Annotated in this window: 20 protein-coding genes and 1 pseudogene; 16 read left to right on the top strand and 5 right to left on the bottom strand. The window is 71.5% G+C overall.

Annotated features, from left to right (window positions below; genetic code table 11):
• The 9 genes and pseudogenes from C468_RS10230 (at window position 1) to C468_RS10270 (ending at window position 9,083) form a co-directional block, all read left to right on the top strand.
• Window positions 1-1,116 (top strand): CobD/CbiB family cobalamin biosynthesis protein, encoded by a 1,116-nt coding sequence (locus tag C468_RS10230; RefSeq protein WP_080510629.1) that lies wholly within the window; start codon window positions 1-3, stop codon window positions 1,114-1,116.
• Window positions 1,107-1,895, top strand: a complete 789-nt coding sequence (gene cobS / locus C468_RS10235; RefSeq protein WP_008848808.1) for an adenosylcobinamide-GDP ribazoletransferase — start codon at window positions 1,107-1,109, stop codon at window positions 1,893-1,895. The genes C468_RS10230 and cobS overlap by 10 nt, the downstream gene beginning before the upstream one ends.
• Entirely contained in the window at window positions 1,895-2,521 is a 627-nt protein-coding gene (locus C468_RS10240; RefSeq protein ID WP_049912176.1) for a GTP--adenosylcobinamide-phosphate guanylyltransferase, read from the top strand. Before cobS ends, C468_RS10240 begins: the two co-directional genes overlap by 1 nt.
• Window positions 2,518-3,591, top strand: coding sequence for a pyridoxal phosphate-dependent aminotransferase (locus C468_RS10245; RefSeq protein ID WP_008848810.1), 1,074 nt, complete (start codon window positions 2,518-2,520; stop codon window positions 3,589-3,591). The genes C468_RS10240 and C468_RS10245 overlap by 4 nt, the downstream gene beginning before the upstream one ends.
• A complete protein-coding gene (locus C468_RS10250; protein WP_008848811.1) occupies window positions 3,584-4,336 on the top strand; it encodes an adenosylcobinamide amidohydrolase in 753 nt (250 codons plus the stop codon). The genes C468_RS10245 and C468_RS10250 overlap by 8 nt, the downstream gene beginning before the upstream one ends.
• Window positions 4,333-5,061, top strand: a complete 729-nt coding sequence (locus C468_RS10255; protein WP_008848812.1) for a cob(I)yrinic acid a,c-diamide adenosyltransferase — start codon at window positions 4,333-4,335, stop codon at window positions 5,059-5,061. Before C468_RS10250 ends, C468_RS10255 begins: the two co-directional genes overlap by 4 nt.
• 24 nt (window positions 5,062-5,085) lie before the next feature.
• Window positions 5,086-6,623 (top strand): annotated as a pseudogene (locus C468_RS10260) (cobyric acid synthase).
• Window positions 6,624-6,710: 87 nt separating this feature from the next.
• Window positions 6,711-7,193, top strand: coding sequence for a thioredoxin (gene trxA, locus C468_RS10265; RefSeq protein WP_008848814.1), 483 nt, complete (start codon window positions 6,711-6,713; stop codon window positions 7,191-7,193).
• Window positions 7,194-7,301: 108 nt separating this feature from the next.
• Window positions 7,302-9,083, top strand: coding sequence for a globin-coupled sensor protein (locus C468_RS10270; protein WP_008848815.1), 1,782 nt, complete (start codon window positions 7,302-7,304; stop codon window positions 9,081-9,083).
• 64 nt (window positions 9,084-9,147) lie between these two features.
• Here C468_RS10270 and C468_RS18630 read toward each other — a convergent pair whose 3' ends face one another.
• Window positions 9,148-9,318, bottom strand: a complete 171-nt coding sequence (locus C468_RS18630; protein WP_169330905.1) for a hypothetical protein — start codon at window positions 9,316-9,318, stop codon at window positions 9,148-9,150.
• 104 nt (window positions 9,319-9,422) lie between these two features.
• On the opposite strand from C468_RS18630, the gene npdG reads away from it, so the two are divergent.
• Both npdG and C468_RS10280 read left to right on the top strand, forming a co-directional pair.
• Window positions 9,423-10,091, top strand: coding sequence for an NADPH-dependent F420 reductase (npdG, locus tag C468_RS10275; protein ID WP_008848816.1), 669 nt, complete (start codon window positions 9,423-9,425; stop codon window positions 10,089-10,091).
• Window positions 10,092-10,148: 57 nt separating this feature from the next.
• Window positions 10,149-10,991, top strand: a complete 843-nt coding sequence (locus C468_RS10280) for a polyprenyl synthetase family protein (protein ID WP_008848817.1) — start codon at window positions 10,149-10,151, stop codon at window positions 10,989-10,991.
• A 17-nt stretch (window positions 10,992-11,008) separates the two neighbouring features.
• On the opposite strand, the gene C468_RS10285 is transcribed toward C468_RS10280, so the two are convergent.
• Complete coding sequence (locus tag C468_RS10285) at window positions 11,009-11,509, bottom strand: DUF7529 family protein (RefSeq protein WP_008848818.1); 501 nt, start codon at window positions 11,507-11,509, stop codon at window positions 11,009-11,011.
• Window positions 11,510-11,690: 181 nt separating this feature from the next.
• Here C468_RS10285 and C468_RS10290 point away from each other — a divergent pair, with 181 nt between their 5' ends.
• The 5 genes from C468_RS10290 to C468_RS10310 all read left to right on the top strand — a co-directional run bounded on the left by C468_RS10290 (window position 11,691) and on the right by C468_RS10310 (window position 18,587).
• A complete protein-coding gene (locus tag C468_RS10290) occupies window positions 11,691-14,402 on the top strand; it encodes an ABC transporter ATP-binding protein (RefSeq protein ID WP_008848819.1) in 2,712 nt (903 codons plus the stop codon).
• A 142-nt stretch (window positions 14,403-14,544) separates the two neighbouring features.
• Complete coding sequence (locus C468_RS10295; protein ID WP_049912174.1) at window positions 14,545-16,263, top strand: ABC transporter substrate-binding protein; 1,719 nt, start codon at window positions 14,545-14,547, stop codon at window positions 16,261-16,263.
• Window positions 16,264-16,287: 24 nt separating this feature from the next.
• Window positions 16,288-17,307, top strand: a complete 1,020-nt coding sequence (locus tag C468_RS10300) for an ABC transporter permease (protein ID WP_008848821.1) — start codon at window positions 16,288-16,290, stop codon at window positions 17,305-17,307.
• Entirely contained in the window at window positions 17,304-18,233 is a 930-nt protein-coding gene (locus tag C468_RS10305) for an ABC transporter permease (RefSeq protein ID WP_008848822.1), read from the top strand. Before C468_RS10300 ends, C468_RS10305 begins: the two co-directional genes overlap by 4 nt.
• Before the next feature lie 3 nt (window positions 18,234-18,236).
• A complete protein-coding gene (locus C468_RS10310) occupies window positions 18,237-18,587 on the top strand; it encodes a DUF7268 family protein (RefSeq protein WP_008848823.1) in 351 nt (116 codons plus the stop codon).
• A gap of 9 nt (window positions 18,588-18,596) precedes the next feature.
• Here the strand turns inward: C468_RS10310 and C468_RS10315 are convergent, their stop codons facing one another.
• The 3 genes from C468_RS10315 to C468_RS10325 are packed head-to-tail and all read right to left on the bottom strand — an operon-like array spanning window position 18,597 to window position 22,151.
• Window positions 18,597-19,928, bottom strand: a complete 1,332-nt coding sequence (locus tag C468_RS10315) for an ABC transporter ATP-binding protein (RefSeq protein ID WP_008848824.1) — start codon at window positions 19,926-19,928, stop codon at window positions 18,597-18,599.
• Window positions 19,921-21,135, bottom strand: coding sequence for an ABC transporter ATP-binding protein (locus tag C468_RS10320; protein WP_008848825.1), 1,215 nt, complete (start codon window positions 21,133-21,135; stop codon window positions 19,921-19,923). The genes C468_RS10315 and C468_RS10320 overlap by 8 nt, the downstream gene beginning before the upstream one ends.
• The gene (locus tag C468_RS10325) at window positions 21,132-22,151 is read right to left on the bottom strand and encodes an ABC transporter permease (protein ID WP_008848826.1); all 1,020 of its coding nucleotides are present in this window, start codon (window positions 22,149-22,151) and stop codon (window positions 21,132-21,134) included. The genes C468_RS10320 and C468_RS10325 overlap by 4 nt, the downstream gene beginning before the upstream one ends.
• Window positions 22,152-22,217: the final 66 nt, after the last annotated feature.

Consider the following 22,217-nt stretch of genomic DNA (forward strand, 5'->3'; position numbering starts at 1 on the left):
ATGGCGACCGCCTCGCTTCTCGGCCCCGCGTCCGCCTTCCGCCCCGCGCTCGCCCCCCTCGCCGCGCTGGCGCTCGCCGTCGCGCTCGACCTCGCGGTCGCGGAGCCGCCGGCCCGGGTCCACCCCGTCGCCGTGTTCGGGTCGGTCGTCGGGCGGTTCGACCGGTCGTGGTCGCGCCCACGGCTCGTCGGCGTCGCGGTCGCGGTGGGGCTCCCGATCGCCGCCGCGGCGGTCGCGGGCGGGGTCGTCGTGCTCGCGGCTTTGGCCGGTCCCTTCCTTCCCGTCGCCGCCGCCGGCGCCGTCCTCTTCACGACCGTCAGCCTCCGGATGCTGCTGGCGACGACCGCCGAGGTCGTCGCGCTGACCGAGGCCGACCCGGACGCGGCTCGGCAGTCGGTCCGCGCGCTCGCGGGCCGAGACGCGACCGCCCTCTCGCCGGCAGACCTCCGGAGCGCGGCCGTCGAGAGCGCGGCCGAGAACCTCGCAGACGGCTTCGTCGCACCGCTCTGCGGGTTCGCCCTGGGGTCGGCGATCGGGCTCGCGCTGGGGACGACGACCGGGCTCGCGGTCGGCGCGACTGGAGGGCTCGCCGGCGGCGGTTCCGGTGCCGCTCTCCCGCTCGCCGCGGGGGTCGCCGGCGCGGTCTGGGTCAAGGCCGTCAACACGCTCGACTCGATGCTCGGCTACCGCTCGAAGCCGGTCGGCTGGGCGAGCGCTCGGCTCGACGACGCCGTCATGTTCCTCCCGGCGCGCGCGACCGCGGCCTGCCTCGCGGTCGCGGCCGGGTCTATCGACGCGCTTCGTCGCGGCGCTTCGTGGGCCGGCGAGCCGGCGTCGCCGAACTCCGGGTGGCCGATGGCGACCGCGGCGGCCGCGCTCGACGCTCGGCTCGAAAAGCCCGGGCACTACGTCCTCAACCCGGACGCGGTCCCGCCCGGCGTCGCCGACGCCGAGCGGGCGGTCCGACTCGTCGGCGTCGCCGGCGGGGTCGCCGTCGCGCTCGCGGCCGGGTGGCTGGCGGCGGTGGGGTGGCTGGCGGCGGTGGGGTGGCTGACGGCGAGAGGGCTGTCGGCGGGATGGCCCCTGCCCGCCGCGGGGGTGGTCGGATGGTTCTGACCGCGCTCCGGGGGGCGCTCGGCTTTCTCACCCGGGTCCCGGTCGGCCGCGACGAGGCGGCGTGGGAGGCGTTTTCGCGGTCGCCGTGGACGTTCCCGGTGGTCGGCTACCTCGTCGGCGGGCTCCTCGCTGTCCCGCTGCTGCTCGCCTCGCCCCCCGCGTCGGCCCCCGCCCCCACGGTCGCGCTGGCGTTCGTCCTCGCCGTCTACGTCGTCACCGGGATCGGCCACCTCGACGGCGTGGCCGACCTCGGCGACGCGGCGGTCGTTCACGGGGACCGCGAGGAGCGCCGGCGGGCGCTGAAGGACTCCGCGCTCGGCGTCGGCGGGACGGTCGCGCTCGCGCTGGTCGTCCTCGGACTGGCGACCGCCGCGCTCGCGCTGATCGAGATCGCAGCGGCCGCGGGGGGCAGTGGCGCCCCCCTCGCCGCGCTCGGCATCGTCGTCGCCGCGGAGGTCGGCGCGAAGGCCGCGACCGCGACGCTCGTCTGCGTCGGCGACGCGCCCCACGAGGGGCTCGGCTCCGTGCTGACCGGCGAGTCGTCCGCCGGAGCGACCCTTCCGGTCCTCGCGCTGGCGGCGCCCGCCGCGCCGCTCGCGTGGCCGCGGCTCCTACCGGGGCTCACCGCGCTCCTCGCCGCGCTGGCGACGGCGGCGCTGGTCGCGCGGTGGGCCCGGCGACGGCTCGGAGGGATCTCGGGCGACGCCCTCGGCGCGACGAACGAGCTCGCGCGGGTCGCCGCGCTGCACGCGGGGGTGATCGCGTGGACGCGCTTCTGATGTGCGGCGGTCGTGGCACCCGCCTCGGCGGTGAGACGGAGAAGCCGCTCCGGCCGGTCGCGGGGCGGCCGATGGTCGACCGCGTGCTGGACGCGCTCGCCGAGAGCCGGGTCGAGGCGACTCACGCGGTCGTCTCCCCGCACGCGACCCGGACGCGGGAGCGCCTCGCCGAGCGGGCGAGCGACTCCCCGTCGCTGTCGGTCGTCGACGCGCCCGGCGACGGCTACGTCGCCGACCTGCAGTTCGCGACGGACGCGGTCGGCGCCGACGGAGCCCCCCTCCTGACCGTCGCCGCCGACCTCCCGCTTTTAAACGGCGCGGTGGTGAACGCGGTCCTCGACGCGGCCCGCGCCGCCGACCGCGACTCGCTCACCGTCTGCGTGCCGGCGGCCCGCAAGCGCGAACTGGGCGTCAGCGCGGACGCGACGACCGAGATCGGCGGCCGCGAGGTCGTTCCGGCCGGGATCAACGTCGTCGGCACGAGCAGTGAAACCGAACGGGACGACGCCGGCGCGGTCCACCTCACCGACGACGCTCGGATCGCCGTCAACGTCAACTACCCGTCTGACGTGCGGACCGCAGAGCGACTGCTGGAACGCGACACCGACCACCACACCGACCGATGAACCTCGACAGCGCCCTCGGCCTCGACCGCGAACCGCACGGCAGCAGCGACGACCCAGACCTGCTGGACTTCTCGGCGAACACCAACCCCGAGGTCCCGCCCGGCGTCGAGGAGGCGTACCGCGACGCCTTCGCGGCCGCCCGGTCGTACCCGGCGGAACCCCCCGCGGGGTTCCGCGAGGCCGCCGCCGACTACGTCGACTGCGACCCGGAGGCGGTCGTGCCGACGCCGGGGGGGCTCGCCGCCATTCGGGCGACGATCGCTCTCGCGGTCGACCCGGGCGACACCGCCCTGCTCCCGGCGCCGAGCTTCGCCGAGTACGCCCGCGAGGTCCGCCTGCAGGGCGGCGACCCGACCTTCGTCGCGGCCGACGCGGTCCTCGACGCCGACCCGGCGGACCACGCGCTCGCGGTCGTCTGCGCCCCGAACAACCCCACGGGGACCGACTACGAGCGGGCGGAGCTGGAGCGGTTCGCGGCGCGGTGCCGCGCGGCCGACACGCCCCTGCTCGTCGACGAGGCGTTCCGCGGGTTCACCGACCGCCCCTCGCTCGCGGGGACCGAGGGCGTCGTCGTCGCCCGGTCGCTGACGAAGCTGTTCGGGCTCCCCGGGATCCGGACGGGGTTCGCGGTCGCGACGGGCGAGCTCGGCGCGGCGGTGGAGCGCGCCCGGCGACCGTGGAACGTGAGCGTCCCGGCGCTCGCGACCGGCGCGCACTGTATGGGCCAGCAGGAGTTTATAAACGAGACCCGCGAGCGCGTCCGCGCGGAGCGGTCGCGGCTGGCCGCGGCGCTCGCGGAGCGCTACGACGTGGTCCCCTCCGAGGCCCCGTTCCTGCTGCTCGACGTGGGAGGTGCGGAGGGCGGGCGGTCCGTCGAGCGCGTCGTCGCGGACGCCCGCGATCGCGGCGTCGCGGTCCGGGACGCGACCACCTTCCGCGGCCTCGACTCGCACGTCCGGGTCGCGGTGCGCCGGCCCGCCGAGAACGACCGGCTGCTCGCGGCGCTGGGCGCGAGGGACGGCGCGGGGACCGACGCGGAGGCGACCGACGCGGGGGACGACGATGTTTGACGCCGCGGTGCGCGAGGGCGTGCTCCGACTGCGCCGCCCCGAGACGCGCTGGCTCTCGACCGGCTGGAACGGGGGACGTTCCCGGGCCGACGCCGCCTACAACGTCTCGGTGCCAGAGGGGTTCGACCGGACCGACCTCGGCGCGTACCGCGACGAGCGGCTGTCTCGGGCGGCGTTTAAAAGCGAGGGCGGCGCCGGACGCGACGGCGCCCCGCCGACCCTCTTCACCGGCGTCTCGATGGACCACGCCCGCGGCGCCCGCTTCGGGCCGGTCGTCGCGTACGCGACGGTCGGCCTGTCGAACCCGGCGATGCTCCCGATGGACCCGGCGGGGGCGGCCGGCGGCGCTCCCGAGCCCGACTCCGGGGCCGGAGCGGCGACCGACGACCCGCCGCGCCCCGGCACGGTCAACCTGGTCGTCGGCACGACCCGGCGGCTCGCGGACGGCGCGGCGGCGAACCTCGTCGCGGTCGCGGCGGAGGCGAAGGCGGCGACGCTGCTCGCGACGGCGGGCGTCCCGGGCACGACGAGCGACGCCGTGGTCGTCGGCGACGACCCGACCGGGGAGCCGGCCGCGTTCTCGGGCAGCGCCACTCCGGTCGGCGCGGCGGCCCGCGTCTGCGTCCGGGACGCGGTCCGCGCGGGCCTGCGGTCGCGGTACCCGGACGGCGACACGCCCGGCCCGGCGGCCGACGCCGAACACGGCGTCGTCGCCGACGACCGGGCGGAGGTCTTCGAACCATGACAGCATCTAACAGCGACACCGACGGCGACGACACCGACACGGACAGATCGATCGACGAGGACCCCGCGGCCCGGACGCCCGGCGGCGGCGCGGCCCCCGAGCCGGAGCCGATCGAACCCGCCGCGCCCGAGGAGTTCGGGCTCGTGCAGGCCTGGTGGGGCGACGGCAAGGGGAAGACGACGGCCGCGATGGGAATGGGCTTTCGCGCCGCCGGCCACGGCTACCGCGTCCACATGCTCCAGTTCATGAAGGGCGGCGCCGACAGCGTCGAGGGCGTCAGGGGCGAGTACAACGCGATCGCGGCCATGCCCGGCTTCTCCTACGAGAACGCCGGCCACTACGGCTGGCACGGGCTCCTCGACGGCTCCGCGGACGACGAGCACGAGGCGAAGGCGGGCGCGGCGTTCGAGCGCGCCGAGTCGCTCGTCGCGGGCGCCGCCGAGGCCGACCTGATCGAACCGCTCCCGCTCGACGGCGGCCCCGACGAGGGCGTCCACATGCTGATCTTAGACGAGGTGCTGTACGCGGCCGACCGCGGGCTCGTCGACCCCGACGACGTCGTCGCGCTCGCCGAGTCGAAGCCCGAGCGCCTCGAACTCGTCCTCACCGGGAGCCACGTCGAGCCCGCGTACCTCGACGGCGTGGCCGACCTGATCACGAACGTCCGGAAGGTGGCGCACCCGTTCGACGCGGGCCACCGCGCCCGGCGAGGGACGGAGTACTGAGCGGATGATCCGACGATCCCGCCCGTGACCCGAACCGTCCTGATCGCCGGGACCGCGAGCCACGCCGGCAAGAGCACGCTCGCGGCCGGGCTCTGTCGGCTCCTCGCCCGCCGGGGCGTCTCGGTCGCGCCGTTCAAGGCGCAGAATATGAGCAACAACGCCCGCGTCGCGCTCACGCCCGACGGCGCGTGGGGCGAGCTCGGCGTCTCCCAGCACGTGCAGGCGCGGGCCGCCCGCGTCCCGGCGACGACCGACATGAACCCCGTCCTGCTCAAGCCCCGCGGCGACGGGGAGAGCCAGCTGGTGATCGACGGCGAGGCGATCGACCACGTCGCGGCCGGTGGGTACTACGAGGACCACTGGCACACGGCGCGGGACGCGGCGGTCGCGGCCCACTGCCGGCTGGCGGCCGACCACGACGTGGTCGTCGCGGAGGGGGCGGGGAGCATCGCCGAGATCAACCTCCACGACCGCGACCTCGCGAACGTCGAGTGCGCCCGCTTCGCCGACGCGCGGATCCTGATCGCGGTCGACATCGAGCGCGGCGGCGCCTTCGCGAGCCTCTACGGCACCCTCGAGCTCCTCCCCGACGACGTTCGCGAGCGCGTCGCCGGCGCGGTGATCACGAAGTTCCGGGGCGATCCCTCCCTGCTCGAGCCCGGCATCGACGAGATCGAGGAGCGGACCGGGGTCCCGATCGTCGGCGTCGTCCCGCACGACGACCCGGGCCTCCCGGCGGAAGACAGCCTCTCGCTGCCGGACGCCGGGGACTCCGGCGGCGGCGAGGGCGTTCTCGGAACTCTCGGCGCCGACGACGGCGTCCCCGACGAGGAGTCGGTCCGGATCGCGGTCCCGCGGCTCCCGCGCATCTCGAACTTCACCGACTTAGCGCCGCTCGCGCGCGAGCCGGGCGTTCGGGTCGCGTACGTCTCGCTCGACGCCGCCGTCGACGCCCCGCTCGCCGACGCCGACGCGGTCGTCCTCCCCGGCTCGAAGAACACGGTCGACGATCTGCTCGCGCTGCGCGAGGCGGGCCTCGACGAGGCGCTCCGCCGCTTCGAGGGCCCGGTCGTCGGGGTCTGCGGCGGCTACCAGATCCTCGGCGAGCGGATCACGGGCGCCGACGTCGAGGGGACCGGCTCGGAATCGACCGTCGAGGGCGTCGGCGTGCTCCCGGTCGAGACGCATTTCTCGCCCGACAAGCGCGTCGAGCGCGTGACGCGGACGGTCGACGGGACCGGCCCGCTGGCGGGGGCGACCGGGACCGCGGCCGGCTACGAGATCCACATGGGCCGGTCGTCGCCGACCGCGGACGTCGCCCGACCGCTGGGGCCGGAGAGCGCGGCGACCGACCGGGCGCTGGGGACGTACCTCCACGGCCTCTTCGAGACNACGCCTTCGCGGCGACCGTCTTCGCGGCGGCCGACACGCCGAGACCCGCGGGAGGGTCGGAGTCGGCCGCGGACGCGGGCGCCGCCGACCGGTCGCCCTACGACCGCGCCGCCGACCTCGTCGCCGACCACGTCGACCTCGCGGCCGCGGGGCTCGGCGACGTGTGCTGACCGCGCGCGCCTCGCGACGGCCCGGCTCGAGAGCCCCCCGATGCCGCCGCCGGAAGGTATATTGTTTTGAACACCCAATACTGAAGCATGAGCGACACCGCGGACGCGACCGACGGGACCGATTCGGCCACGAGCGAGCGCGAACGCATCCGCGAGCGCAAGCTGCGGGAGCTGCGGGAGGAACTGGAACGCGAGGGCGAGATCGGCGGCGGGTCGGAGGATCCGGCGGGCGAGGACCCGGCGACGCCGACGCCGGACGAGCCGATCGAGGTCGCCGGACCCGAGGAGTTCCGGCGCGTCGTCGACGAGCACGACGTGGTGCTGGTCGACTGTTACGCCGACTGGTGCGGGCCGTGTCAGATGATGGAGCCGACGATCGAGGCGCTCGCGAGCGACACCGACGCCGCCGTGGCGAAGGTCGACGTGGACGCCAACCAGGGCATCGCCCAACAGCTCGGCGCTCGAAGCATCCCTACCCTCCTCCTGTACGTCGACGGCGAGGCCGTCGACCGGTTCACGGGCGCGCAGGACCGCGCGACGCTGGAGTCGGCGATCGAACGCGCGGCCTGATCGGAGCGGTCGGTTTCGCTTGAGGAGGCGCGCGACCGACGCCCGGCCGCTATCACCCGTGAGAGACGGGGCTCAGCCCTTATATGATCCCAAAGAGGAGGCCGCCACATGGCGATGACCGGTGAATACGGCCGCGAGGACTTCGGGCAGGGCGGATTGAACGACGGACTCGACGTCGCGGCGCTGGTCGAGGCGATCGGCCTGGACGCCGAAGAGATCCGGTGGCGAAAGGAGTTCGTCGGATTCGACGAGGAAGACGAGCGGCGGCTGAGTCGGTACGAGGACGCGTTCGCGGAGAACGCGGACCGGATCGCGGAGGACTTCTACGAGAACCTCACCGGCCACGAGCAGACCGCCGAGGTGATCGGTCGGTCCGAAAAGGGCGTCGAGCAGCTCAAGCGCACCCAATCGGCGTACCTCGTGACGCTCGCGGACGGCGACTACGGCCCGGAGTACTTCGAAGACCGGGCGCGGATCGGGAAGCTCCACGACATGCTGGAGATGCCGATGAAACACTACCTCGGCCAGTACGGCGTGTACTACGACCTCATCCTTCCGATCATCGGCGACCGGCTCACCGACTCGCTCACGGACCGGCTGGCCGACGAGGGCGCTGGTGAGGGAATCGGTGACGCGGTCGAGGCGGCGGTCGAAGAAGAGGTCGACGACGCGATCGAGGACCTCCTCTCCATCCTCCGGATCATCAACCTCGATATGCAGGTCGTCACGGACACGTACATCCACTCGTACAGCGAGAAGCTCTCCGAGGAAGTCGAGCGGAACAAGCGCCTGATGGCGGAGGTGGAAGACGAGGTTCGAGAGCCGATCGGCGACCTCCGGGAGTCGGCGGCTGACGTCGCCGACAGCGCCGCCTCGGTCGGCGAGGCGTCGGAAGAGCAGTCGCAGCGGGTCAACGAGATCTCCTCGGAGGTGGCGAACCTCTCGGCGACGGTCGAGGAGGTGGCGTCGACCGCCGACGAGGTCGAGCGCACGAGCGCCCGGGCGGAGGCGATGGCCGACGACGGGCGGGAGGCGGCCGACGACGCCGCGGCGGCCATGGACGACATCGGCGACGCCGTCGACGAGGTGGCCGACGACGTCGAGGCGCTTCAGCGCCGCGTCGAGGAGATCGACGAGTTCGTCGACGCGATCAACGGGATCGCGGACCAGACGAACCTGCTCGCGCTGAATGCCTCGATCGAGGCGGCGCGCGCGGGCGACGCCGGCGCCGGGTTCGGCGTCGTCGCCGACGAGATCAAGTCGCTCGCGGAGGAGTCTCAAAAACACGCGAGCGACATCGAGTCGATGGTGGGCGGGATCCAGACCGACACCGAAGACACCGTCGAGAGCCTTTCAGAGACGACCCAGCGCGTCGACGAGGGGAGCGAGCGCGTCGCCGACGCCACGGAGAACCTCACTGCCATCGCCGAGGCGGTGACGGAGACGGCGGACGGTATCGGCGAGGTCTCGGACGTGACCGACGAACAGGCCGCCGCCGCCGAGGAGATCGCCGCGACGGTCGACGGGGTGGTCGATCAGTCGAACCGCATCACCGACAAAATGCAGGAGCTGGCCGCCGAGAGCGAGCGGCAGTCAGAGGCGGTGGAAACGGTGGAGCGGACCGTGCGTCGGTTGGCCGCGAGCGACCGGGACGACGGCAGATCGACCGGTGCGTCTCTCACGGACGGCGGGACGGTCGCGACGGGAGCGGACGGCGGGACGGTCGCGACGGGAGCGGACGGCGGGACGGTCGCAACGGGGACCGACGGCGACCGCTCAGTTCCGGCCGGGCTCCCCGAGGGAATGCCGGCGTTCGTGATCGATCGGCTCTCCGACGAGGAGCTGCAAGCGATCGCGGACGGCGAACTGGAGATGGACGACCTGCGCTGACCGAGTCACCCCGACCGGATCGGCCTGACTGGACAGCCGACAGTCTGCTGCCCGCCGCCCGGAGTCAGGGCGCGAAGTACCCGTCCGGCCCCCGTAGCCCAGTGAGATCGCGGAGCGGGCGGGCGCCGCACCGCCCGCAGACGTCCGGCTCCGCGGGGTCGTCGGGGAGCGCGAACACCGTCTCGCAGGCGTCGCAGGCGGCGTAGCGGAGCGCGAGTCCAGGCGTGTCGGTCATGACCCCGGTAGGCGGTCGACGCACTTGAACCGACGCCCGGACCGAACGGTGGCGAGGACCGCCGGTCGCGCAACCCCTAAGACGCGAGCGACCGCAGTACGCGTATGAAAATCGCGATACTCGGCGGCACGGGAGACATCGGACAGGGGCTCGCGCTTCGGCTCGCTTCCGACACCCGTCACGAGATTACGATCGGCTCGCGCGACGCGGAGAAGGCGGAGACCAAGGCCGAGGAGTACACGACGGAACTCGACAGCCGCGGCCTCGACGCGGGGGTGGCCGGCGCCGAGAACGAGGTCGCCGCCGCCGCGGCCCGGGTCGTCGTGCTCGCGGTCCCGCCGTATCACGTCGGCGACACCGTCGAGGCGATCGCCGACGCGCTCGACCCCGACGACGTGCTCGTCTCGCCCGCGACCGGCATGAAACGCGACGAGGAGGGGTTCCACTACCACAAGCCCGGCGCGGGCTCGGTGACGCGGATCGTCGCGGACGCCGCGCCCGATGGCGTCGCCGTCGTCGGGGCGTTCCACAACCTCGCGGCCGCGCGGCTCGCGAACCTCGACGCCGACCTCGGGATCGACACGCTCGTGATCGGCGACGACGAGGACGCCAAGCGGACGGTCGCGGACCTCGCCGAGGGGATCGAGGGGCTGCGCGCCCTCGACGCCGGCGGCATCGCCAACGCGCCGGAGATCGAGGCGCTCACGCCGCTCCTTATAAACGTCGCCCACCACAACGACGGGCTCAACGACCTCGGGATCCGCTTCACGTAGGCGTCCGCGGCCGCCGTTCCGTTAGGCCTTTGCGCACCCGGCCCCTCCGGAAGATAGATGGAGTACCTGGAGCGCCGGGTCGCGCTGGTCGAGGACCGGCTGAAGGCCGTCATCGACGAGGTCGAACCCGACGAGCTGTCCGCAGAGGTCGGCCACGTCGTCCTCGCCGGCGGCAAACGGGTCCGTCCCGCCGTGACGATCCTCGCCTGCGAGGCGTTCGACGGCGACCCCGACGCGGCCGTCGACTTCGCGGCCGGGATCGAGTTCGTCCACAACGCGTCGCTCGTGATCGACGACATCATCGACCGCTCCGAGGTGCGACGCGGCACGCCGTCGGCGTGGGCCGAGTACGGCTACGGGCCCGCGATCGTCGCCAGCGACGGGCTCCTCGGCGAGGCGTTCGCGCTCTTCTCCACCGACGCGCGCGCGATGCGGACCGTCGCCGAGGCGATGGTGGAACTCGGCGAGGGCGAGGCCATCGAGCTGGCCGCTCGACCCACCACCGAGGCCGAGTACATGGATCTCGCCCGCCGCAAGACGGGCGCGCTGTTCCGTGCGGCCGCCGAGCTTGGCGCGATCGCCGGCGGCGCCGAGCCCCACGCGGTCGACTCGTTCGGCGAGTACGCCGAGCGCGTCGGCGTCGCCTTCCAGATGCGCGACGACGTGCTCGACGCGACCGCCGACGCCGACGACCTGGGCAAGCCGACCGGGCAGGACGCCGAGATGGACCGTCCTTCGGTCCTGCAGGTCACGTCGCTCTCGCCCGAGGAGATCGACGAGCGCGCCCGCGAGCAGTCCGAACTCGCGCTGGCGGCGCTCGACGACGCCGACCCGCCCGACACGGAGGCGATCGAGTACCTCCGGGACCTCGCGGAGTTCGTCGTCGTCAGGGAGCGGTAGGACCGCTACCGCGCCGGTCAGGCGTCCTCGGTGTCCTGCGGCGGGAACAGCGGGGTCGGGTCTTCGTGGTCGAACTCGATCCGCTCGTCTCCGGAGAGCGCGTGACAGTAGGTCGTCATCGCGTCGCCGGCCCTGACGCGACCGAGCATGCGGTCCGCCTCGGCGACCCGGTAGTACAGCGGGAGGCAGAGCGCGGTCTCGCTCGCCGTCGCCCGGAACACCAGCGTGAGGTAGACGATCCCGTTCTCGTGGGCGCGGAACGCCTCGAACTCGTCGAACTCGTCCACCTCGACCAGTTCCGCGAGCCGGTCGAACTCCTCGCCCGACAGCAGCACGTCGAGGCCGACCTTCTCGTCGACCGAGTCGCCCGGCGCGGGGACCGGCACCACGTCGCCGGGGACCGGTGCGAACGCCGTCCACCCCCGCTCTCGGTACTCTTCGGCGGTGGCACGGCACTCCTCGATGACCGTGGTCCACGTGTCGTTGTCGTCGGCGAGCGGATGGTCTTCCACGTCCATGCACGGCGTAGGCGGTCGACGGCGGGTAAAGGTTCCCTCCTGTCCGCTGCCGGCTGCGGAGCGAGTGCATTGCGGCCGCGGGGCGAGCGCGCTGCGGCCCCGCTCGCCGACCGGACTCGCCGCGACGTCCGGCGACGACTGAAGGCAAAAGTATATCCATAGAGGGTCGGAAACTCGCCCCATGCCTCCTCTACTTTCGCTCTCGGACCTCCGAACCCAGTTCTCGACGGAGCGGGGACAGGTGAAGGCGGTCGACGGGATCGACCTCGAGATCCACGACGGCGAGACCGTCGGCCTCGTCGGCGAGTCGGGCTCGGGGAAAAGCGTCACGGCGCTGTCGACGATGGGGCTCGTCGACGACCCCGGCGAGGTCGTCGGCGGGACCGTCGAGCTGACCGACGCCCGCGTCGCCGACGAGCTCCGCGACCGGTACGACACTGCCGGGTTCATCGACGGCGACACCATCGACCTCACCGCCGCGCCCGAGGAGGCGCTCCGGTTCGTCCGGGGCCGAGAGGTGAGCATGATCTTCCAGGACCCGATGACGTCGCTGAACCCCTCGGTGACGGTCGGCGAGCAGGTCGCCGAGAGCCTCAGGCTCCACCAGTACGGTGGGCGCCGCAAGGACTCGTGGTTCAACGCCGTGCGCGAGATCATCCCGAAGATCAGCCGCGACGTGGACGAGGCGGTCCGGCAGGAGACGATCGAGGTGCTCGAGGAGGTCGGTATCCCGGAGCCCGGAGCCCGGGTCGACGAGTACCCCCACGAGTTCTCCGGCGGGATGCGCCAGCGGGTGCTCATCGCGATCGCGTTGGCCTGTCAGCCGGGCCTCCTCGTGGCCGACGAGCCGACGACCGCGCTGGACGTGACCATTCAGGCGCAGATCCTCGACCTGATCGACGACCTCCAGACCGATCTGGGGATGTCGGTGCTGATGATCACTCACGACCTCGGCGTCGTGGCCGAGACGTGCGACCGCGTCGCCGTGATGTACGCCGGCGAGATCGTCGAGGAGGGCCCCGTCGAGGAGATCTTCGGGAACCCCTCGCACCCGTACACGTACACCCTCCTGGAGTCGCTCCCGACCGAGGAGAAGGAGCGGCTCACGCCGATCGAGGGGAACGTCCCCGACCTCATCGACATGCCGAACGGGTGCCACTTCGCCCCGCGGTGTCCGTGGGCGACCGAGGAGTGTACGAGCGGCGAGATCCCGTACCTCCAGCACGGCGCCGAGGAGGTCGACCACCGCTCGAAATGCATCATGGAGTCGTTCGACAAAGACGAGTACGGCGACGACACGATCGCTCCCGGTCGCAACCGCTCGATCGGCGAGCCCCTCGTCGAGATCGACGGGCTCCGGAAGTACTACGAGCAGGCCGACGGCGTGCTCGACCGGGTCCTCGGCGCCGACGACCGCAGCGTGAAGGCGGTCGACGGGATCGACTTCACGATCAACCGCGGCGAGACGCTCGGGCTCGTCGGGGAGTCCGGCTGCGGGAAGTCGACCGCCGGGCGGGCGCTGTTGCACCTCACCGAGCCGACCGACGGTCGGGTGGTGTTCGCCGGGACCGACCTCACCGACCTCGACGGGTCGGGGCTGCGGGAGCAGCGGAAGAACCTCCAGATGATCTTCCAGGACCCGCTCTCCTCGCTCGACCCGCGCCAGACGGTCGGCCAGACGATCCGCGAGCCCCTGTCGATCCACGGCCTGCCCGAGAGCGACCCGGGCGTGGCGGCCGAGGCCGAGGTGACCGTCTCGGGGATCGCTCGCGACCGGGTCGACGTGACGGTCGACGACGAGATCGACGCCGTCGTCGGCTCCGGGAACGGGGTGGCGACCGCCCACGTGGCCGTGACGGTCGCGGACGGCGAGGTCGACGTCGACGTGCGCGAGCACCTCGGCGTCGAGGGGACCGTCGAGCGCACCGACGCCGGCGACGTGGAACGCGTCTCGGTGACGGTCTCGGCCGGTGACACCGACAGGCTCCGGCGACGGCGTCGCGTCCGCCAGCTGCTGGAGGCGGTCGGGCTCGAGGCGGGCCAGTACGAGCGGTACCCGCACGAGCTGTCGGGCGGGCAGCGCCAGCGGGTCGGCATCGCCCGGGCGCTCGCGGTCGATCCGGAGTTCATCGTCGCCGACGAGCCGGTCTCCGCGCTCGACGTGAGCGTCCAGGCGCAGATCCTCAACCTGATGGAGGACCTTCAGGACCGGTTCGACCTGACGTACCTGTTCATCGCGCACGACCTGTCGGTGGTGCGGCACATCTCCGACCGCGTCGCCGTCATGTACCTCGGCGAGATCGTCGAGGTCGCGGCCACCGACGAGCTGTTCGCCGACCCGCAACACCCGTACACCAAGGCGCTGCTCTCCGCGATCCCCGAGCCGGACCCGACCGCCGACACTGACGACCGCGTCATCCTCGAGGGCGACGTTCCCTCCCCGATCGACCCGCCCTCGGGGTGCCACTTCCGGACCCGCTGTCCGTCGGTCATCCCGCCGGACGACCTCGACATCGAGCAGGAGACGTACCGCGAGGTGATGGACTACCGGCAGCGCGTCGAGCGGGAGGGGGTCGACGTCGAGACCGTACTCGACGGCGTCGACGGATCGGCCGGCCAGGTCGCGGCCGACGGCGGCGCTGCCGCCGCCGACCCGTCCGAGGTCGGCGCGGTCTCCTCCGCCGCGGTCGAGGCGGTCCGCGACGCCCAGTTCGACCGGTTCCCGGACGGGCGCGCCGGCGAGGTCGTCGACCGCTCGCTCAGGCTGGTGATCGCGGGCGAGTGGGACGAGGCGGCGGCCGTCTTGGAGGAGACGTTCGCGAGCGTCTGCGAGCGCGAGGAGCCCACACTTCCCGAGCGCGACCACCCCGCCGCGTGTCACCTGCTCGACTAACCGCGGCGGCGACGACGCTCCCCGATTCGGACGACGCGTGCCGGACGCGGATCGAAACCATACAGCTCGAAACCATTCGAATCAGAACATTTCCACCCGTTCGTTCGGTAGGTTTATACTGGCAAGTGTTCAGATTCGATCCATGTCATCCCGAGACACGAACGTTTCGCGGAGAAGATTCCTCGGCGCCGCCGGTGGCGCCGCAGTGACGGCCGGTCTCGCCGGCTGTTCCGGCGACGGCTCTGACGGCTCTGATGGGTCGGACGGTTCGGACGGTTCGGACGGCTCCGACGGTTCGGACGGCTCCGACGGCGACGGCGACACCAGCCTCCTCCGATACGGTCGGGGGAGCCACTCGTCGACGCTGGACTTCCAGAACAGCACGAGCGGTGAGGTCGCGAAGGTCACCGAGCAGATCTACGACACGCTCATCAACTTCGAGCCGGGCGAGTCGACGCTCACCGACGGGCTCGCCTCCGACTACTCGATCGAGGGCGAGACGGCGTCGCTCACGCTGAAGGAGGGCGTCACCTTCCACAACGGCGAGGAGTTCACGGCGCAGGACTTCGAGGCGACGTACCGCCGCTTCGTCGACTCGGAGTACGAGTACTACGCCGGCGACGACTACGTCTCCGCGTACGGTCCCTTCACGCTCGGCAACTGGATCGACGATATCCAGGTCGACGGGGACTACGAGATGACGATCCAGCTCACGCAGACGTACGCGCCGTTCCTGCGCAACCTGGCGATGTTCGCGGCCTCCGTCCACTCCGAGGCCGCGATCGAGGAGTACGGCACCGACCTCTCGGAGAACGCGGTCGGGACCGGGCCGTTCGAGCTTGACACCCTCGACGATTCCAACGAGCAGGTCCGACTCGCCGCGTACGACGACTACTGGGGCGACGGCCCGGAAGTCGACGAGGCCGTGTTCGTCACGGTCGGCGAGAACTCCACTCGGGCGCAGTCGCTCGCGAGCGGGGAGCTCGACATCATCGACGGCATCGGCGCGCAGTCCTCCCAGCAGGTCGACGGCGCGGACGGCGCCGAGCTCGTCCGTACCGAGGGAATCAACATCGGCTACATGGCGTTCAACATCGCGGCGGTCGAGGAGTTCCAGGACCGCCGCGTCCGGCAGGCCGTCAGCCACGCGATCAACACCGAGGCGATCGTCAACCAGCTCTACTCCGGCTTCGCGACGCAGGCCAGCCAGCCGCTGCCGCCGAACGTGATGGGGCACAACGACGACATTGACCCGTACCCGTACGACCCAGAGGAGGCGCAGAGCCTCCTCGAGGAGGCCGGCTACGGCGACGGGTTCTCCTTCGAGCTGGCGACGTTCCAGAACCCCCGCGGGTACAATCCCTCGCCGATCCAGACGGCCGAGACGGTCGCCTCTAACCTCAGCGAGGTCGGGATCGAAGTCGAGATCAACCAGCAGTCGTTCGCGCCGTTCCTCGAGTACACGGCCCAGGGCCGCCACGACGCGTGTTTCCTCGGCTGGTACACCGACAACGCCGACCCGGACAACTTCGCGTACGTGCTGCTTCACCCGCAGGTCGACGAGGGCGAGCTCACCGAGGACCAGGACTGGGTGAGCTTCGACGCCGAGGGGTACAACACCAGTAACCGTTCGGCGTGGGCGAACCAGGAGTACATGGACCTCGTCGAGCAGGGTCAGCAGACGACCGACGAGAGCGAGCGCGCGAGCCTGTACAACGAGGCGATGCAGGTTGCCCACGACGAGGCCCCGTGGGTGTACCTGGACTACGCGGAAGAGCTTCGGGGCGTCGCCGACCGGGTCAACGGGTTCCAGATCGCCGCTATCGGCGGTCCGTTCCTGAACCTGGTCTCGCTGGAGTAGTCGGTCACTTCAGTCTCACCTTCGATGTTCCCAAAACGATTCGTACTCAAGCGGCTGCTGTTACTCGTCCCAGTGTTGATCGGAGTGGCGACGCTGGTCTTCTCCATCCTCCACCTCTCGCCGGGCGACCCGGCGCTCACGATCGCCGGGGAGCGCGCGAGCCAGGAGTTCGTCGAGCGCATCCGCGCCGACCTCGGGCTCAACGACCCAATCTGGGTCCAGTACATCGACTTCCTCGGGAAAGTCGTGCGGTTCGACTTCGGGGAGTCGTACGTCATCAACCGGAACACGACCGTTCGGGAGATCATGGCGAACACGCTCCCCGTCACGCTCGAACTGGCGTTGTACGGGCAGCTGTTCGGTATCCTGTTCGGCATCCCGCTCGGCGTGTTGAGCGCGGTGAAACAGGACACACTCACCGATCACAGCACCCGCGTCGGCGCGCTCGCCGGGATCAGCGTCCCGATCTTCTGGAGCGGGCCGCTGCTGATCCTGCTGTTCGCACAGGTGCTCGGCGTGCTGCCGACCAGCGGGCGGATCTCGTCGACGTTCAGCGTCTCTCCCATTCGCGTCACCGGGATGGTGACGATCGACACGCTGCTCGCCGGCGAGTGGGACATGTTCAAATCGGCGGTCAGGCACATGCTCCTGCCGTCGCTCGTCATCGGCGTGTACTCGATGGCGCTCATCTCGCGGATGATGCGCTCGTCGATGCTGGAGGTCGTCAGGCAGGACTACATGCGCACCGCCCGCGCGAAGGGCCAGGGCGCGAAGATCACCGTGTTGAAACACGGGTTCCGTAACGCGCTGATCCCCGTCGTCACGATCATCGGGATCCAGTTCGGCGGGCTGCTCGGCGGCGCGGTGCTGACGGAGACCGTGTTCGCCATCGGCGGGCTCGGGACGCTGCTCGTCGAGGCGATCGAGGTCGGCGACTACCCGATCGTTCAGGGGACCGTCCTGATGTTCGCGTTCCTGTTCACTCTCGTGAACCTCGTCGTCGACATCACCTACTCGTACCTCGATCCGAGGATCCAACAATGAGCACCGAAACACTCAGAGACGGCGAGGGGGAGACGACGAGCCGCGGGCTCGTCGATCGGATCCGCGCCTCGCCGTTCCTCTCACAGCTGCTGTCGAACCGACTCGCGCTGGCCGGCCTCGCCATCATCGTCGCGATGCTCGTGATCGCGATCTACGCCCGCCTGACGCTCGATCTGGACGTCATCTCCCAGACACAGCTCGGCACGAACCCGAACCGCGCCGCGCCGAGCCTGGAGTACCCGTTCGGCACCGACGGGCAGGCGCGAGACCTCGTTCCCCGCGTCGCGTACGGCGCGTGGTACGCGATGCTGTTCGGGACGGTGACCGTCGGCGCGTCGACGGTGCTCGGGGTCGGCCTCGGCATCGTCGCCGCCTACTACGGCGATGTCACCGACAACGTGATCATGCGGACGATGGACGTGCTGCTGGCGTTCCCCTCGCTCCTCTTAGCGCTCGCGCTCGTCTCCATCTTCCCCGACGAGCTCGGGCTCTGGCGGGCGGTCGCGGCCCTGACGCTCGTGTACACGCCGCGGTTCGCCCGCGTCGTCCGCGGGGCCGCCCTCACCGTGTTGGAGAACGAGTACATCGACGCCACCGTCGCGCTCGGCGCCACGGACCCGCGGGTGCTCGTCCGACACGTGTTGCCGAACTGCCTCGCGCCGATCACCGTCCAGTCGACGCTGAACTTCGGGCTGGCGATCATCGACCTCGCCGCGCTTTCGTTCCTCGGGTTCGGCGCCTCCGCCGGCACGCCCTCGTGGGGACTCATGCTCTCGAACGGCGTGAGTCAGGGGCTGCTCACCGGCATCTGGTGGTGGTCGTTCTTCCCCGGGCTGTTCCTCGCGCTGACCGTCCTCGGGTTCAATCTGCTCGGCGACGGCATGCGGGACGCGCTCGACCCCCGGATGCGGGAAGCGATCGACTGATCGATGTCGGTGTCGCCGGTCGTCCGTGAACGCGGGCGACTTGTCGCCGGCGGCGGCGCCGTCGGCGCCGCCGCGACGCCGGTCCTCGTCATCGGGTTGGTCGCGGTCGGCGGATTCGGTCCGCTGGCCGCCGCGGAGACGGCGTTCGCGTTCGGCGGCCTCTGGTTCGGGCTCGCTCTCCTCGGGTGGGCCGGCTCCGTCGCGTCCGGTCGAGCGATCGAGGCCGCACAGGAGCACCTCGACGCCGACACCAATTGGACCGAGCGCCGGTCTCGGCGCGCGATGGCACGAATCGGCGGGTTCGGCGCCGGCATGATGCTCGTCGCGCCGGTCCTCGGAACCCTCGTCGGCTGAACCGGTCCGCTACTGCCGCGACGCCCCGACGCCCGGAGCGTCGTGGTCCGCCTCCCACTCTTCGCGGGCCGTCTCCACGTCCGCCGGCTGTTCGTTCAGGAGACACGCCGACGGGTGGGCCCCGGCCGGCAACGCGGGTTCGACCGCCTCGCAGGGCGATCGGTACCGCCCCCGCAGCGACGCCGTGGCCGCCTCACGGTCTCCCTCGGCGAGCGCACGGATCGCTTCGCGGACCGCCTCCTCGTCGGCGTCGGGCAAATCCGTGTCGAACGCCTCCTTCTGAAGCGAGTCGACGAACGCCGCCACGTCCTCGCGGTCCGGGTCGCCGACCTGTTCCCATCGGAGGTCGACGTCGATGTCGCCGTTCTCGATCCGCGTCCTGAGCCCGCTGATCTCGCGGAACGTCGCCTGCGGCACGTCCAGTCCCGGCGGCTGAATCAGCTCCGGACACCGGGTCCGGAACGAACAGCCGGAGGGCGGGTTCCGGGGCGAGGGCACGTCGCCGCGGATCGTCTTCACGTTGCGGCTCCGCTCGTCGGTGTCCGCCCGCGGGACGGACTCCAACAGCGCCTTGGTGTACGGGTGTCGCGGGTCCCCGAATATCTCCTCCGTGGGGCCGATCTCGACGACCTTTCCGAGGTACATGACGGCGACGCGGTCGGAGATGTGACGCACCACCGACAGGTCGTGCGCGATGAACAGGTACGTCAGGTCGCGCTCGGCCTGCTTGTCGGCCAGCAGGTTCAACACCTGCGCCTGGACGCTCACGTCGAGCGCGGAGACCGGCTCGTCGAGGACGATGAACTCCGGATCGATGGCGAGCGCGCGGGCGAACCCGATGCGCTGGCGCTGTCCCCCGGAGAACTCGTGCGGGTAGCGGTCGATCTGCTCGGCCGAGAGCCCCACGTCCTCCAGCAGGCTCGCTGCGCGCTCGCGCCGCTCGGCGCTGGTCCCCACGTCGTGGATCGCCAGCGGCTCCGTGATGATCTCGCCGGCGGTCATCCGCGGGTCCAGACTGGAGAACGGGTCCTGGAACATCACCTGCGCCCGCCGCCTGAACGAGTCCAGGCCGTCACCGGAGAGCTCGAAGACGGGATCGCCGTCGAACGTCACGGAGCCGCCGGTGGGCTCGCGGAGCCGCATCAGCGTCTCCGCGAGCGTCGACTTCCCGCAGCCGGACTCGCCGACGACGCCCAGGGTCTCGCCCTCGCGGACCTCGAAGGAGACGCCGTCGACCGCCCGCACCGCCTCGGGCTCCGCGCCGGTCAGCCGGTCGAGCAGCGTGTCGTTCTCGTAGTAGTACTTCTCGAGGTCGTCGACGGTGACGAGCGGGTCAGTCATCGCTCACCCCCGCGTCCGGAGCGGGTGCCCCGTCGCCCCCGTCCGTCGGCCCCGCGAGCCGCTCGTCGGGGACCGCGTCGGCCTCGCTGTACTCGCGCTCGGCGAGGACGCAGCGGGCGCGGTGGCTGTCGCTCACCTCGTACTCCGGCGGTCGCGTGAGACAATCTGTCATGGCTTTCGGACAGCGGTCGGCGAAGTAACAGCGGTCGGGCATGTTCGCGTCGACGAGGTCCGGCACGTTGCCCGCGATGGGTTCGAGCCGCTCGCCCGGGCGGTCGATGTCGGGCACCGAGCCCAACAGCCCCTTCGTGTACGGGTGGACCGGGTCGTCGAACACGTCGCTCAGCGTCCCGCGCTCGACCACCTCGCCGGCGTACATGACGCTCACCCGGTCGGCGACGCGGGCGATGACGCCCAGGTTGTGGGTAATGAGCACGACGCTCATGTCCAACGTCTCCTGGAGGTCGTCGATCAGGTCGAGGATCTGCGCCTGAATGGTCACGTCCAGCGCGGTCGTCGGCTCGTCGGCCACGAGCAGGTCCGGGTCGCCGGCGAGCGCCTGCGCGATCATCGCGCGCTGGAGCATTCCGCCGGAGAACTGGTGCGGGTACTCCTCGGCGCGCTCGGCGGGGTCGGGGATGCCGACGCGTTCGAGCAGCTCGACCGCGCGGTCCCAGCTCTCCTCGGAGGTGTACGAGCGGTCGGGCAGCACGCCGTCGAGGAGCATCCGCCCCAACCCGTACCCCTGCGTCCGCGACCGGGTCGAGCGCGGGTTCGCGTTCGCGCGGCGCTGCACCTCGGCCGCCTCGGCGATCTGCTCGCCGACGGTGATCGAGGGGTTGAAGCTGCTCATCGGGTCTTGGAAGATCATGCTGAACGCCGACCCGCGGAGCGACCGGCGCTCCGCCTCGGAGAGCCGACGGAGATCGACGAAGTCGCCGTCGACCGCCTCGGGCTGGTCTCCCTTGACCCGCTCCGCGAGGTCGGCGTTGTTGTACCAGATCTCCCCGCTCGTAATCCGGCCCGGCGATTCCACCAGATCGATGAGCGAGAGTCCCGTGACTGACTTCCCGCTGCCGGACTCGCCGACGACCCCGAGGACGGAGCCGGCCTCGACGGTGAACGAGACGCTCTCGACCGCGTTGATCTGCCCCTCTTCGGTGAAAAAGCGGGTCGAGAGGTCCCGGACGCGGAGCAGGTCGGTCACGACGCACCTCCCTGTCCCTCGATACCCGGATCGAGCGCGTCGCGCAGCCAGTCGCCGATCAGGTTGATCCCGACGACGGCGGCGACGATGGCCAGCCCGGGGACGGTCGCGATCCACCACGACGACGACAGGTACTGGCGCCCCTGCGCGATGTCGAAGCCCCACGAGAGCTGCGCCCCCGAGAAGCCCAGGAACGACAGCGAGGACTCCAGCAGGATGATCGCGGCGATCTGGATCGTCGCGAGCACTAAGATCGGCGTCAGGCTGTTCGGGAGCACGTGCCTGCGGATCACGTGCAGGTCGCTTCCCCCCATCGATCGCGCCGCCTTCACGTACTCCTGATCGCGGACGGAGAGCGCCTCCCCGCGCGCGACGCGGGCGAACCACACCCAGTTCACGAGCGCGACGACGACGATCACGGTCCCCGGCAGCACGATGTTCTCCGGCATCTCCGCGGACGCGATCCCGAACGCCACGAGCGGGTCCGGGATGCGCAGCGACGCCTGCCCCCACAGCCCGATGAGCGCGATCGCGAGCACGAGCGACGGGAACGCCAACATGACGTCGGCGAACCGCATCAGCGCGTCGTCGATCCGGCCGCCGTAGTAGCCGGCCGTGATCCCGACGGTGACGCCGAGCACGACGGCGATGGCGGTCCCGAACAGGCCGACCAGCAGCGACGTGCGCGCGCCGAACATCGTCCGCGAGAGCACGTCCCTGCCGAGCGAGTCGGTCCCGAGCGGGTGCTCGGCCGTGGTGTTGACGACGACCTCCTCCTCGACGATTTTCACCTCGCCGTCGACCATCTGCGAGGTCGTCTGGTTCTCCGTCGCCGTGAACCCGAGCGGCGGGATGTTCGCGTTCTCGAGGTCCTGCTCCGTCGGGTCGTGCGGCGCCAAGAGCGGCGCGAAGACCGCGGTCAGGAGGACGACCGCGAGGATCGCGATCCCGAGCTTCGCGAGGAGGCTCCGGGAGAGCTCGCTCCGGAGGTTCCGGAGCGTCCGGGGAGAGATCATCGGCCGCTCACCCCCGGAACCGTCTCGGGTGGCGCCCCGCGCGCCGCCTCGGTCGTTCGAGCCGCA

The sequence above is a fragment of the Halorubrum kocurii JCM 14978 genome (assembly GCF_000337355.1).
Taxonomy (GTDB): Archaea; Halobacteriota; Halobacteria; order Halobacteriales; family Haloferacaceae; genus Halorubrum; species Halorubrum kocurii.